The organism is Vibrio sp. TRT 17S01 (genome assembly GCF_050113695.1).
In the GTDB taxonomy this organism is placed as follows: Bacteria; Pseudomonadota; Gammaproteobacteria; order Enterobacterales; family Vibrionaceae; genus Vibrio.
This window is the reverse complement of the sequence record NZ_JBNJOG010000007.1, coordinates 89987-104292: the sequence shown is the minus strand read 5'-3', so window position 1 is coordinate 104292 and position 14306 is coordinate 89987. Positions and strand designations below refer to the sequence as shown.

Sequence of the window (14306 nt, the reverse complement as noted above, 5' to 3'; positions counted from 1 at the left end):
CCTTACCCTATGTCTGAATCCAGAAACGATTACGACCCTAAAGCCTACAACCCTGAGTTTAAAGCCGAGTACTTGGCACCAAAACATTGGGGAACATGGATTGCTCTGTTGCTTGGAGCGCCGATTACCCTACTTCCAAATAGAGCTCGAGCAGCCATCGCACGCTTTGTTGCTAAAAAGATGACAAAAAAGCAGCGAGGATCAGTGCAAAAGGCGCGCATCAATTTGTCTTTGTGCTTTCCTGAAAAAAGTGACGCTGAACGCGAGCAGATTTTAGAAAGCTGTCTCGTCACGGCAGGAACCTTTCTACTTGGTTTCCCTGCTATTTCCTTGCGCAGTAAAAAATGGCTTGAGCGCCATTCCAAAATTATCGGACTAGAGCACTTACAAAAACTTCATGAAGAGAAGCAAAGTGCGATCTTACTGGTTCCACACTCTTGGGCCATTGATATCCCTGCGATTTTACTGGCGTCTCGTGGCCTACCTGTTTCCGCTATGGCAAACAGCCAGAAGAACCCGTTAACGGATTGGTTAATGCACAAACAACGTGTGCAATATGGTGGCCGTGTTTATGATCGCAGTGGTGGCATTAAACCATTTATCAAATCAGTCAAAGACGGCTATTTAGGCTACTACCTTCCCGATCAAGATCATGGCCCTGAACAAAGTGTTTTTGTAGATTTCTTCGCTACCGAGAAAGCAACACTCCCCGGTCTTGGTAAGCTCGCTAAAGTTAGCCGAGCGAAAATTGTTCCGACGTTTGCCAGTTACAATGTTGAAACGGGTCAATATGAAATAGAAATTAAGCCACCTATGGCAGATTTTAGTGGTGATGAACTAGAAGATGCGCGCGCAATGAATGTGGTGGTCGAAGAGTTTGTTACACCAAAGCCTGAACAATATATGTGGATTCTGAAATTGCTCAAAACCCGCCGTGATGGTAACGACCCATATGTGGGTTACTGATAATAAAGGGAGCCATATGGCTCCCTTTGTTTATGCTTTAGAATAAGGCAGTTTCTTATATTCTTTTAACACATCTCCAAGCGTTGGATTCAGTGCTGAACCATTAACTACCTGCTGATATTTAGCAAGGTAAGCTTTGGCCATAACATCTGCATTAAAACAATCTCGCGCGTATTCATGACAACGCTCCGCAGAAAACTGGCTTGATGCCCGAACCGCATCCACGAGCGCATTTTCATTCGCAGATAAAAAACCAACCTCTTCTGTGATTAGTTCTGGCAACGAGCCATAAGGCGTCGCAAAAACAGGACAACCAAAATACAAACTCTCTGTAATTGCCAGTCCGAACGGTTCATGCCAGGTCACAGGAAATATCAATCCCTTGGATTGCGTCATTATTTGTGACTTCGTGGTGTCATCCACCATGCCCAAGAAACGCACATGCCTGTCCAGTGTTAGCCTGAATCCCATTTTGATGTTAAGACGATGACCACCCAGTACATCCAGTGTCTCACCAGCTTTTTTGGTGATATCAATTGCCCCTTGAACGTTCTTCACCCGCCATGCTGCTTTACCGAGAAAATGAAAGCGCTCTCTACTGGCATTTAGCTGTGGTTTAAGGTAATTGTCCCAATTCAATCCGTTATGAACAAAGGCCTCTGCACCATGATTGATCGCATGCTGCTTAGAAACAAAAATGGTATTTTCGTCTATAGGCCCAGCGGAATTACCATGTTGTGTATAAACATAAGGGCAGTGAACTGGCTCTAGATCAGAGTGGAAATGCACGATATCAATATAGGCTGGGATTTGCTCTGAAACAGGACGTTCAGGGTGGTACTCAATCACCTCAGCCCATTCACATTGAGTGCCTTTACCAGCAAGTAATGTAACTTTATGACCCGCTAAATATAGCGCATAAACTAAATCCCAAATCACTCGCTCCGTTCCGCCATAGTTTTTAACGGGCAACGTCGCACATGTGTACATCAAAATATTCATGACTTAGCTTTCTTCACCTTTGTTTTTTCCAAAACGGCTTTGTGGACACATTCCGGTACAAACGTCGCGATATCACCACCATGAATTGCAACCTCACGCACCAAGGTTGAAGAAAGAAAGGCGTATTCTTCTGAAGGGGTTAGAAACAAGCTTTCTAATTCCGGTTTCAAACGACGATACATAGTCGTTAAACCAAACTCGTATTCAAAATCCATTGTGGTTCTCAGCCCGCGAATCAAAATAGTGGCGCTCTTTTTCGTTGCAAAGTCCACCAACAAACCGCTAAAGCCATCCACTGAAACGTTCGGTAAGGATTGGCAAGTTTCTCGTAATAACGCCACTCTTTCATCCAGCGTAAATAAGGTATTTTTACTCGGACTGGCTGCCACTCCAATGATCAACTGATCGAACATACTGGCAGCTCGCTTAATCAAGTCGTAATGACCATTAGTTACAGGATCAAAAGTGCCCGGATAAATTGCTATACGCATACGATTCCTTATCAATTATTCAGCTTGTAGCGACTCGTCTTCTAAAGATTCACGACTCATTTTTGATGATAAAAGGTGGTCTAATTGAGCAATCACATCTTCAACTTGAATTCTAGCCATCAAATCTTGCCCTTTAACTCGACTTCCCCACGCAAGTTCAGAAACAGGCTTACCATACTGCTCTTGCGCTATTTGATCATAAACCGAAGCCACCAGTTGCTGGCTATTATATGGCCCTGTTCGCCGCGGGTTACTGTGGGCATACAAGCCAATCACAGGTGTCCCTTGCGTTGTTGCCATATGAGCCGGTCCAGAGTCAGGGGCCAGTACCACTTCTGCATGTTTTAATACCCCAACCAACTGCTTCAATGAGGTTTTACCCACTAAATTGGTACATGGCACTGACATCGTTTGTTCGATCTGCGCTGCAAGTTTGTGCTCACGTTCAGTTGGTGCACCACACAATACAACACTTAAACCTTGTTGATGCGCATGATCCGCGACTTGAGCATATCGCTCAATCAACCAATTGCGTTCATCCTTGCTTGCTGCCGGGCTGATCACCATATATGGCTGAGAAAGGCTTTTCGCTAAAGCCATTTCTTCATCAGACAGCGGGATAGACCAACTTGGCTTTGTGACTGAACAACCAAGATAACGAGCAAATTCAGCAAAGTTATCCAGAACATGCCCAGCCTCAGTTGCGGGTAATTTTTTGTTGGTGAATAACCACTGACCTTCTTTTGCTCGTGACCAACTAAAGCCCAGTTTTACTTTGGCTTTGATTCCCCAAGAGAGCAGGCTCGCACGTAGCGCCACTTGCATGTGCAGCAAGTAATCAAATTTAATTCCTTTAAGCTGTTGCCAAACTGCTTTCATCCCTTTAAAGCCTTGCTTCTTGTCAAAAACAACGACCTCAATGTCTGGGAGATCGCCTAACAATTGCGCTTCAACCTTGCCCATAACCCAAGTAATACGGCATTGAGGATATGTTTTTTGGATCAACTGCACGGCAGACAGTGCATGACAAACATCGCCAATGGCTGACAGTCGCAAGACACAAATAGACGAAGGCGGCGTTATGTTTGTTGTACTCATTCCACCACCTTTAAAGGAATCGTTTCTGTGATGGCTTCAATCACACGTGCCGGCTTAATATCTTTAAGACAAGGAGAATACAAATCATCACTGATCTGACATTTGTTCTTATAACAAGGGACGCAATCTCGATTCGATTGCAATAAGGTAATGTTGCCTTGCTTCTGCTTAAGCGTTCCATTCGAATACAGGTTGTTTACCCTGTCGACTGGCATCTCATAAGGCCACGGCGACCACATACTGGCTGGTGCAACACTGATCAGAGAAACAATGGGGATTGGGTACCCTGACGCCATATGACCTGGCCCACTATCAGGACCAACAAAACCATCACTTTGTTTCAATAAAGTGGAGGTCTGTGCAAGAGAAAGCTGACCCATTACGCTAAATAGGTGCTCTGATGGTGGGAGCTTATCTAACAGCTCAGACACGATCGCTTGATCGCGCTCCAAAGCCGCACCTGATAACACCACATTATAGCCTTGTTCCAGCATCGCCGTGATCACGTCAATCCAGTAATCAACGGGCCACTGTTTAATTTCATTCGAAGATGGCGCATGCACAACGACGTAGTTTTTCGGCAAAGACTCGTTAACTATTTCAGGTAATTCTTCTTCGGGTGAGATGAGCTTAGGTACAACTTCCACGTTGATCTGATCAAGCATACGCGCCATACGGCTCATCTTGTGCTCAAAACGATTTTGCTCAAGAATATATTTGTTGAAGACGAGTTTCTTTAACCAAGCACCCTTCAAGCTGTCGTCTACAGCCCCTAAACGCTTCTTACCAAACACAAAGCTATAGATCGCCGTACGGTCATTGAGCATCTCGTTAATCACTAAATCATAACGTCCACGCTGTTTGAGAATGCGACGATAATCTTTTAACTTCGGCCGAGGTGAGATCTCAACCAAGCTATCCACATCGGGGTTGGTACCAAACACCATTTCACCACGTGCATTCACCAATACGTCAATTTTCGCACTAGGATAAGCTTTTCTTAAGCTACGAGTAAAAGTGGTGATAAGCAGGCTGTCACCGATACAGTGTGTGGCGATAACCAGAATTTTTTGATAGCTTTGCGGACAACTCATTAATCAATTGTTGGTTTGATATACTTTGCGCTTAGTATGCCATAAACCAACCCGACCAAGACAGTGATTCATGTTTACCCAAAAGCAAACCCAACAAACAACGTATTGGTATGATCCTTCTTTACTGAGTGAAGACGTTGAGCAAGCTTTCTCGATTGACTATTGGCAGAGCATTAATGCCATTACAGGTTCAGCACAAGGTCGTGGAACGACTTGGTTTGTTAAGGGGAAACAAGGTGAATTTGCTCTTCGACACTATCGCCGTGGCGGTCTATTTGGCAAACTGGTTGAGGACAGTTATTGGTTTACAGGGTTAAACAATACCCGAGCTTACCAAGAGCTAACCTTATTAAAAACACTGGTTGAACATCGCGTCAACGTGCCCGCTCCCGTTGCAGCCAGAGTCATCAAACACGGCCCTACATACAAAGCTGATATTTTGGTGCAAAAGCTTGCCAATGCACGCGATTTAGTCGCAATACTCTCTCAAGGCTCACTATCCAAAGAGCAATTTTTCCTCGTTGGCCAAGAAATACGCAAGATGCATAACATCAACGTCAATCACACTGATTTGAATATCCACAATATTCTGATCGATGACCACAACAAAGTCTGGATCATCGATTTTGACAAGTGCATGCAACAAGCAAATGGACAATGGCAAGAAGGAAACTTAGAGAGATTAAAACGCTCTTTTGACAAGGAGATAAAGCTGAGTAGAATTCAGCTCCCTGAATATGCATGGTCTAGCTTAAAACAAGGCTACTTCAAAAAAATAAACTAATCACATTATGACTTTTCGTTACGATATTAATGCCCTGAGAGCTATCGCCGTTGTTAGCGTAGTGATCTTCCATTTTTTCTCGGCATACTTACCCGGCGGCTATGTGGGTGTCGATATCTTCTTTGTGATATCCGGCTACCTAATGACTCGGATTATCACAAGCAAGTTAGATGAAGGGAACTTTTCGTTTGCTAGCTTCTATGCTGCTAGAGCAAAGCGTATTATTCCCGCCTTAGCAGTCATGTGTTTGACGGTACTTATTGTATGCCTTTTTTACCTGACACCGTGGGACCTGAGAAAACTTGGCAAGCACATACTAGTAAGCATTGGCTTCGTATCGAACTTCACCTATTTAAAAGAAAGCGGCTACTTTGACGTTGCTGCGCAAAGTAAGTGGCTACTCCACACTTGGTCGCTCTCCGTTGAATGGCAGTTTTACCTTGTTTATCCCGTTTTGCTGGTAAGTATAAAAAAGGCTCTACCTAAAGTGAGCCTAAACCTCGCATTGTGGTGTTTAACCATAACGAGCTTTTTGCTTTGTTTATACTATGTTCATACTAACCCAGACCAAGCCTACTACCTATTTCACACCAGAGCATGGGAATTGCTCATTGGCGGTGTGATTGCAACCCAGAAAGTTCCTCAGGCTTTTTCTCGCAATGTACAACTCAGTCTATCTATAGTTGGATTGATCGCCATAGTCAGTGCTCTATTTCTCTTTGATCACACGACCCCTTGGCCAGGATTTGGAGCACTACTACCCGTTTTAGGTACAGCCCTTGTCTTGTACGGCAACACGAATAACCCTAATCTTCAATCAATGTTTGATAATAAAGTAATAGCCAGCTTAGGGTTATGGTCGTACTCCATTTACCTATGGCATTGGCCTATTAATGTTTTCGTCAAATCGTTTACTAGCAGCACTCTACTTCTCAATACTTTAGGTGTCCTTCTATCAGTCGCTCTAGGCTGGCTGTCTTACTCAACAATTGAACAATACAAGCCTATTGTTAAGCATTCTAGAGTTAAGGGATTTTTTACTTTTCCACCCGTAGTCATTGTACTAATCACTACCATTATTGGACAGCTAATCTATGACAGTGACGGTTTACTTTGGAGGTTAAGCAAAAACGAACTAATCATCGCTGAGGCTATTCAAGATCGAAACCCAAGAAGTAAACAATGCCATGTAGAGTTTGGGGAAGTCCCTGGGTGCAAATATGGTGATGGAGAAGTGGGTGCCATTGTTCTAGGTGACAGTCACGCACAGTCTGTCGTAAGAAGTGTAGAGAAATCGACGCCAGAGAACGAGTCCACATTAGACTGGACCATGAGCTCATGCCCTACTATTTCTGGAGTCAAAAGAGTTCTATCCGATGGAACTATCTCTGAAGACTGCGGGAACTTTGTTCGTAGCAGCATTGAAAAGATCTCAGAGCAATATCAAGACGTTCCCGTATTTATCGTGAATAGAACTCCTTTATATCTGTGGGGAGCAAACGATGCTGATTGGAAAGGGGAAAGAGAAAAAGCCAACCTGATTATTGATGAAAAGAGATCATCAGTGGTAGACGATAACTACCGTACTAATTTTTTAGCACAGTTTGGATCTACGATATGTCAAATCAGTCAATACGCTCCAGTTGTCATACTAAAAACAACGCCTGAACTTATCAATGATGTTCCAAAAACTATGTTTAAGAGAGCAATACAAGGTAAAGATGACTTAAGGGTTAAGATCCCTGTGTCTGATTACCTATCGCGCTCAGAACAGGTAGATGCCTTTTATGCTGATATAGAAAGTCGATGCGATGTGACGATTATCGATCCGACCGATACTTTCTGCGACCAAGAATACTGTTATGGTGATGACGAAGGTAGACCACTATACTTCGATGATGACCACCTAAGTGAATATGGTGCGAGTAAGCTAATCCCACTATTCAAAAAAGTATGGGGACAATAGTCCCCATCTTTATTCTTCTTTCAATCCGAAAAGCTTACGCAGCTTTTTCTTCTTTTTGTATATATGACCTCGAATCACCTCTGAAAACGGGCGAGTAAAGCTAACATCTTTTGCTAATTTGATTTGCTCTTCAAAAGGCCTATTGCCATGCGAAGCAAAGAAACTTTCAAGCACTTTTCGTCCCCACTCCTTACGACCACTGGTCGAATAATGCTTTAGCCAGTCTTTACTTGGTACTAATGTCACTTCGCGGCTCAAGGCTTCAGACAGGGCAAACTGCTCCAATGTATGAGCTTTACAACCACCGTTACGTAGCACCTTGATAAGCTGGTCAGCATAATCAAATGCCTTCAATTGCGCACCTGTAATACCGATAACAGCCGAAGCCCACATTGTCGACTTGTCATTGACGCTATAAGTCGAGCCATCCTCAAGATCAAAGGTCTTGTTACGAATAACGGCGTATTCATTAGTTTCAGGTAAAGAGTTAATTGCCACTTCAGGAAAAAACATCAGTGACTGCTCTGTGGAGATGGAATCAAAGTAGATATTCGTCGACTGCTCAAAGTACGTATCAGTATCTAGGAAAAGTAACTTATCTTCTTCTTCTAATTCTAACTGTTCACCAATGTACTTTAAGCCTCGGTTTTTGATTCTAAAGTGATAAGTATTATTTAGGCTCCACTCTCTCTTTTGATCCGTATTAATTGGGAAAAGATGAATAGGTAATCCCGAAAAATGCTCCGTTTCCTCTGCCAGAACAACGACCTCTGGTCTAGAGCTCTCGTCTCCTTGCCAATTAGCTAAGAAAGACAAAATGCAGAAGCGAGCTCCCTGATAATAGGTCTTATCATTGCCATAAATGACAAAAGCTAAGTATTTCTGCGCTGTTCTAGTCATATTCAGTACTTCGTTACGTTTTCAAATAGAGCTTTTTGCTTTTTACTTAGATGGCTTCGAATATGTGTTCGATAGCTTTCTTTGAACCAACTTCTAACCGTTGCATATAAACCAGAGCTTCTACCACTCAATTCACTCTCAAAGATACCCGTCTTACTTCCTTGTCGTACAATTGGCGGGTGCGTCCAATAGATATTATATTCAAGCTCTTCTCTTACATTACCAATAAGCCCATCAATTGGAGCATCTGTGACTGTATTTTCTAAGTAGTTAACCATCTTTCTAGCAAATTCAAGGTCATAAACTAAACCTCCCGTTAGCTTGTTCGTCGCACATAAATATAAAGACTGGTCTTTATTACGGACGCTAAGAGGCACTAGGTTTGACGCCTCCTCAATATTAATCACGTAGCCAGCTTCACCCAAAGCTTCCGTAAGGAACTGTTCTAGTATGCTAATGAAGTTCTTATCTAACAACGCATCATCTTCAAGGACGAGCACTTGCGGTATTTGTTCATCAACAACCTTTTTCATGACAAGGTAGTGCTTATACAAACAAGACATTTGAGGAAGAGATAAACAACTAGAGAAAAAGTTAGATCGGATATCAGGCGTCAAATCATCGATGTCACCACGAAGCATATATTCATAATCACTGATACCATGTTTAGGTAAGTGACTATCAATGTGCTTACGACGTTCTTCATATCCTTTGCTGACATGAATAATGAATGTTTTGATCATTGGCTACTCTCAATAACAGAATCAATGGCGGCTAGAGTGCGCTTGAGCGCTCCTTGATTACGAAGCACTATATCACACCCAGCTTCACCACTCAGTTTTAAAGAATTCGGCGATGAAAAACGCTCTAATACCTTTTCAGAGAGCTGAACACTATCCTCTACAACTTCAAGTGCTCCAGCATTAATTAACTGCTCACCCAAATCGGCAAAATTGTAATAACTCGGACCAGTAATGCAGGCTTTAGATAATACCGCTGGTTCAATAAAATTATGCCCACCCACTTTTTGGCCAATCAGGCTTCCGCCCATAAACACCAAATCACTTGCAGCAAGTAATACCATCATTTCACCCATGGTATCACCTAAGTAGACATCAATAGTTTCCGCTAAATCGTCATACTGAATCAACGTTCTTCTCGCAACTGAAAGGTTTTGATTTTCAATCAATTCTGCAACAGAGTCGAAACGCTCAGGATGACGAGGAACCAAAACAAGCAGGAGTTCCGGAATGGATTGTTTCGCCATTTTGTAAGCTTGTAGTATCTGTTCATCTTCACCAAGATGTGTACTTGCCGCTATCCAGACTTTGCGCTTAAGCCCAAGAAAATTGCGTAATGTTTTACCAGACTCAAAAACACGGTTATTTACTGAAATATCATATTTTAGCGAGCCAGTGGTCGTCACCGATGTCTCTGATGCGCCTAACTTTAGGAAACGTTGCTTATCATCATCATGTACTGTCAAAAGCGTCGTTAATTGCTGCAATGCTGGGACGATTAGCAATCGCAGTTTTTGGTAATTATTAGCCGACTTCTCGGATAAGCGACCATTGACTAAAACTATCGGAACCTCAGATTTAGTCACTGTATGAATCGTGTTGGGCCAAATTTCTGTTTCTATTATTAACAATACTTCTGGTTGAACGACATTTAAAAAACGACGAACACACCAAGAAAAATCGATGGGCATATAGCGATGAATCACTCCATCACCTAATTTACTTGCTTGTTCTGCCCCGGTACTTGTTGTGGTAGTGATTAGAATGATTTTTGTTGGATAACGCTCTCTGAGCTGCAACACAAGCGGCTTACTTGCCAGCACTTCACCAACCGAAACCGCATGTACCCAGATCACCCCTTCTTTGATATCACCCAATTCGGGGGTAAAACCAAAGTGTTCTTTCCAACGGGAGCCAAAGCGAGGTTTATTAGGTTTAGAACGGTATAAGCCCCATAACAGGATGGGGCTTATCAGCATGAGTAGAAAGGTATAGCAATAACGCACTATAGTGCTCATCACTTACTCCTGTAAAATGACATCAAACTGGGAAATTGCATCAACAACTCGTTGAGGTTCTAATTCAACAAGACATTTCATGTGTTGCTTGGGACACGTGCGCTCAAAACATGGCCGACAATCGATATCGGTATTCAATATTGCGAGTTTGTCAGTAAGTGGTGGCGTATACTTAGGTGAACTCGAACCATACACCGCGACCACATTACAACCAACCGCAGCGGCAACGTGCATTAAACCAGAATCATTGCTGACAACGGTTTTACAAGCACCAATTAAATCCACCGCTTGGATTAAGCTCGTATTACCCGCTAGGTTAAAACAGAATTGTTGGCTATTTTGCTCTACTTGTTGAATGATTTTATCAGTGACTTCACGATCTTTCACCGAGCCAAACAACCAGACTTGATAGCCTTTTGCGATCATCGAACTGGCAACACTGGCAAAATGATTATCTGGCCAACGCTTCGCAGGCCCAAATTCCGCACCAGGACAAAGTCCAAGTATTGGCCTATCGGTATTTAAGCCAAATTGGTGTATCGCTTTGGCTTGAGGTTCACTTAACACCGTAAGTTGAGGGTAAGGTAATGAGGACAATTCCCCCAAACAACCTGATCCTGTCATTGCTGATTTCGGATGTGCTAGCGCAACATATCGCTCCAACATAAACTGAAATGATTTTTTGTTAGTACGGATGTCATTGAGAAGGCCATAACGCATCTCTCCCTTCCACCCAACACGTTTGGCTACCTTAGCAAAAAACGGAATCAACGCAGACTTTGCAGAATTAGGCAAAGTGTAAGCAATATCATATTGCTCTTCTCGAAGAGTTTTACCTAAGCGATAACGTGTTTTTAGATCAAACTGACCATGACCTAATGGCATTTCTAATGCTTTTCGAACCTGAGGCATACGCTCTAGAATAGGCTTACACCACGCCGGAGCTAAAACATCAATGTCAGCTTCAGGGTGTAATTTTTTTAGCTCGATATACAGGCCCTGTGACATCACCATGTCACCAACCCATGAAGGGCCAATTATCAGTATCTTCATCACTTCGTCTTGTTATATTGACCCGAAAGCTCAAAATAGCGTTCAAGTGTTTTAATGCAAATGAGCTGTTCCAACTCTTCGTTCAAAAATGGTTTAATATAGTCATGAGCGTTTCGGACTATTTGCTCAGCTTCGTCAGGATGTGCCAAATAGTAATTCACTTTCTCTTCAAAGTCCGAAAAATCATCTTTGACTTCAATGTAGTGCTTACCAGCTTCTAAGGTTCCTTCCATAAACCATGTCTCAAATTTCATTTTTGGTGTAATTACAACCGAGTTTGAGGACATCGCCCACTTTAGGTTTGACGCTACATCATTCCCTTCTAAACAAACCAAAAATTTGTATTTGAGTTGCTGTTCCACTGACATAAACGGCTTTTGCCATTCAGGATGTATCTCGCTGGTATTGGACTGGCCTGCATCGACCAATGGATGATCGAATAACTGGTCCATAAAGCGAATGCGATGAGGCTGTGTTACAGCTCCACGAAACACCGCCAGATTCTTCTTTTCTGCAAACGTCAATTTATCTTCAACAAAGCGAAAGTGGCGACGTTTATCCAGTTTAAAAAGAACCGAGTTTTGGTTCTCACCTTCAATAGGGCGTGCCTTAAACAAAGTCGGAACAGACTCTATATGAGTCTCATCGCCAAAGTAATAAGCAAGTTGAAATGAGTTTGGGAAGTAATGCAAAAATTCTTTTAGATCGAAATAGTAAGAAGTGTACCCTTTACGCTTATAATTACCGATTTGAACCGATGCTTCTGGCAGGCTAAAAGGTTGGCTAAGATTACAGTAATAATCCGTACGTTGAGCAATGTAGTCCTGTATCTCACGGTACTTAGTTTCTAGTTGTGATTTCCTGTGATGATAAAAAAGACTTGGAGCCACATTTAATAGTGCATGTTTGATGTAGTAAAATAGCTTCATACATTCTCCAATCTCTGCTCTTTTTCATTTTTCAGCATCATACTCACAGCACCAATGATAAACATATAGTAGATAGCGGCTTGTGCATTAATAAAAGGCGCATCAGTCAAATTACAAAGTATCATAAATAAAGCAGGTGCCCAAAGAAGAGCACTCCCTTCTTTTAGAGAGTATTGCCGAGAAAGGTATATGGGATAAAACAAGAAAGTCAGAAAAATCAAACCACCAGGAATACCATAGAGGACAAACTTATCTAGGTAACCATTATGGAAAGTCATAGATATAAGACGGTAAACTTTAGGTGTTATAATTTTTTTCTTTTCAAGTCGTGCAAATTCTCTCTTTATATTTTTTCCATATCCCAAAATAGGTTTTTGCTTCCAAAGTTCAAATGCAATATTTTGCATTTGAAATCGCATACCTATCGATGTATTAAGATTACCAACTCTTATCTTATTATATTCATCATACGTATTATCTAATCTTTGACTAATTAATGGAACTTTCGTTAAACAAAAACTTATAAAAATAAAAGAAAAAATAAAAACAACAGTGTGCTTTTTCTTTTTAACAAATAAAAACAAGAAAGTAATAACAAAAAAAATAATCATTACTGAAAGTAAAGGTCCCCTTGACTGACTTAAGATGATACCACCAAATGAAAATATCAGTGACATTAATGATATGAAATAATTATTCTTTTCATTTTTGGAAAATAAAGACACAAAAGAAATTATCGATATTAAGCCTGATATAGTAGCAAAAGGTATAGCATTAATAGGCCAAACGCCACGAGCACTATGATTTAAAACTTGGAAATAAAAACCATATAAAAAACAAGTTAAAGATGATATAAAAATAAAATATCGTATATTTTTTTTTGACAACAAATCAATTGGCATCGCCAGAAATAGAAACAAAACGACTAAAGTTGCCCTTAACTCTCTAGAATCAAACCCATAACATAAATAAGCTATTACACCAAAGCTAGAGTTAATTAAAATCAATTTTAACCAAAAATTATTTTTAAAGTTTTTCTTAATATTATCAATCTTTAAAAACAATAAAGATATCATTACGACTAATAACACTATAGGGACTAAACGCATATCTCCATCCCCGTCCCATAGCATTCCAGTTGCCATCCATAGAATGGGAATAGAAAAAAGAATAGAAATTAACTTATCTTTATTTATGGTGCTTGACATTTTCAAAAACTCTTAAAACACGCTTATTCACATGGCTCCAAACATACTGTTTATGGTAACACTTAAACCAGTACTTAACTTTATCGACAAATCTATCACCTTCTACATTGATCGTACTTGCAAAAGTACCATTTTTACTCCCTTGTTGGACTAAAGAAGGGTGAGACCAATAGATATTAAATCCTATTTTATCTCTCATTTCACTTTGATAAACATCTATTGGAAGATGAATAGGATTTAAATTAAGGTGATCATATATTTTTTTTGCTGCAACATAATCAATAATATAACCGCCTGTCATTTTAGTATAGTTAGCTAAATAAGTATATTGATAAGGTTTTCTATATTTATATGGCACACTTAAATATGCATTTTCAATATTTACGAGGTAATTAGATTTATCTGCTAATTCATTGACAATATTAGCCATTTTTAAGTTAAAATCTTTGACCAGATAAGCATCATCTTCAAGTATTAAAGCATAAGGAATTTTTTGCTCAACTATGGCTTTATAAACTAAATAATGTTTGTAAAAGCAAGACTGTTCAGCAGGACTTTGAACGCTACCTTTAAATAAGGTACCTAATACATCTTCAGTTAAGTCTTTAATATCACCATCAAGCATATACTCAAAATTAGTAAGGCCAGATTCTGGTAAATGTTTATCGATATGTTTGCGTCTGTCGTCATATCCTTCACTTACGTGAATCACAAAAACATGCTCAATGGGTTGCACCATTTAAGGCGTCTCCTACTACAATATGGCTTGAACAAAAA

General features: G+C 40.8%; 14 protein-coding genes. 3 read left to right on the top strand and 11 right to left on the bottom strand.

All coding sequences use genetic code 11. The features are described from left to right. The first annotated feature begins 9 nt into the window (after positions 1 to 9). Positions 10 to 966 carry a lauroyl-Kdo(2)-lipid IV(A) myristoyltransferase gene (gene lpxM, locus ACQEXS_RS12770; RefSeq protein WP_427014180.1) on the top strand — a complete coding sequence of 319 codons (957 nt, stop codon included), beginning with the start codon at positions 10 to 12 and terminating at the stop codon, positions 964 to 966. A 30-nt stretch (positions 967 to 996) separates the two neighbouring features. Here lpxM and ACQEXS_RS12765 read toward each other — a convergent pair whose 3' ends face one another. Genes ACQEXS_RS12765 through ACQEXS_RS12750 form a run of 4 tightly spaced genes read right to left on the bottom strand, consistent with a single transcriptional unit; the run spans position 997 to position 4651 of the window. Next, the gene (locus tag ACQEXS_RS12765) at positions 997 to 1956 is read right to left on the bottom strand and encodes a glycosyltransferase (RefSeq protein WP_427014179.1); all 960 of its coding nucleotides are present in this window, start codon (positions 1954 to 1956) and stop codon (positions 997 to 999) included. A gap of 8 nt (positions 1957 to 1964) precedes the next feature. Beyond that, complete coding sequence (gene coaD, locus ACQEXS_RS12760; protein WP_367987876.1) at positions 1965 to 2459, bottom strand: pantetheine-phosphate adenylyltransferase; 495 nt, start codon at positions 2457 to 2459, stop codon at positions 1965 to 1967. A 15-nt stretch (positions 2460 to 2474) separates the two neighbouring features. Further along, positions 2475 to 3557, bottom strand: coding sequence for a glycosyltransferase family 9 protein (locus ACQEXS_RS12755; protein WP_427014079.1), 1083 nt, complete (start codon positions 3555 to 3557; stop codon positions 2475 to 2477). Continuing rightward, positions 3554 to 4651: a glycosyltransferase family 9 protein gene (locus tag ACQEXS_RS12750; protein WP_427014078.1), complete on the bottom strand. Its 1098-nt coding sequence runs from the start codon at positions 4649 to 4651 to the stop codon at positions 3554 to 3556. The genes ACQEXS_RS12755 and ACQEXS_RS12750 overlap by 4 nt, the downstream gene beginning before the upstream one ends. Positions 4652 to 4721: 70 nt before the next feature. Here ACQEXS_RS12750 and ACQEXS_RS12745 point away from each other — a divergent pair, with 70 nt between their 5' ends. Together ACQEXS_RS12745 and ACQEXS_RS12740 are read left to right on the top strand one after the other, a co-directional pair. After that, complete coding sequence (locus ACQEXS_RS12745; RefSeq protein ID WP_427014077.1) at positions 4722 to 5435, top strand: 3-deoxy-D-manno-octulosonic acid kinase; 714 nt, start codon at positions 4722 to 4724, stop codon at positions 5433 to 5435. 7 nt (positions 5436 to 5442) lie between these two features. After that, positions 5443 to 7401, top strand: a complete 1959-nt coding sequence (locus ACQEXS_RS12740; RefSeq protein WP_427014076.1) for an acyltransferase family protein — start codon at positions 5443 to 5445, stop codon at positions 7399 to 7401. 9 nt (positions 7402 to 7410) lie between these two features. Here the strand turns inward: ACQEXS_RS12740 and ACQEXS_RS12735 are convergent, their stop codons facing one another. From ACQEXS_RS12735 to ACQEXS_RS12705, 7 genes are read right to left on the bottom strand one after another with little or no spacing between them, the layout of a single operon-like run. Beyond that, a complete protein-coding gene (locus ACQEXS_RS12735) occupies positions 7411 to 8301 on the bottom strand; it encodes a hypothetical protein (RefSeq protein ID WP_427014075.1) in 891 nt (296 codons plus the stop codon). Positions 8302 to 8303: 2 nt separating this feature from the next. Next, on the bottom strand, positions 8304 to 9044 hold the full coding sequence (locus ACQEXS_RS12730) for a glycosyltransferase family 25 protein (RefSeq protein ID WP_427014074.1): 741 nt from the start codon (positions 9042 to 9044) through the stop codon (positions 8304 to 8306). Then, positions 9041 to 10339, bottom strand: coding sequence for a lipid IV(A) 3-deoxy-D-manno-octulosonic acid transferase (gene waaA, locus ACQEXS_RS12725; protein WP_427014073.1), 1299 nt, complete (start codon positions 10337 to 10339; stop codon positions 9041 to 9043). Before waaA ends, ACQEXS_RS12730 begins: the two co-directional genes overlap by 4 nt. Before the next feature lie 3 nt (positions 10340 to 10342). Then, positions 10343 to 11392, bottom strand: coding sequence for a lipopolysaccharide heptosyltransferase II (gene waaF, locus ACQEXS_RS12720; RefSeq protein ID WP_427014072.1), 1050 nt, complete (start codon positions 11390 to 11392; stop codon positions 10343 to 10345). After that, positions 11392 to 12321, bottom strand: a complete 930-nt coding sequence (locus ACQEXS_RS12715) for a glycosyl transferase family 90 (protein ID WP_427014071.1) — start codon at positions 12319 to 12321, stop codon at positions 11392 to 11394. Before ACQEXS_RS12715 ends, waaF begins: the two co-directional genes overlap by 1 nt. Then, the gene (locus ACQEXS_RS12710; protein ID WP_427014070.1) at positions 12318 to 13529 is read right to left on the bottom strand and encodes an O-antigen ligase family protein; all 1212 of its coding nucleotides are present in this window, start codon (positions 13527 to 13529) and stop codon (positions 12318 to 12320) included. The genes ACQEXS_RS12715 and ACQEXS_RS12710 overlap by 4 nt, the downstream gene beginning before the upstream one ends. After that, positions 13510 to 14268, bottom strand: coding sequence for a glycosyltransferase family 25 protein (locus tag ACQEXS_RS12705; protein WP_427014069.1), 759 nt, complete (start codon positions 14266 to 14268; stop codon positions 13510 to 13512). The genes ACQEXS_RS12710 and ACQEXS_RS12705 overlap by 20 nt, the downstream gene beginning before the upstream one ends. Positions 14269 to 14306: the final 38 nt, after the last annotated feature.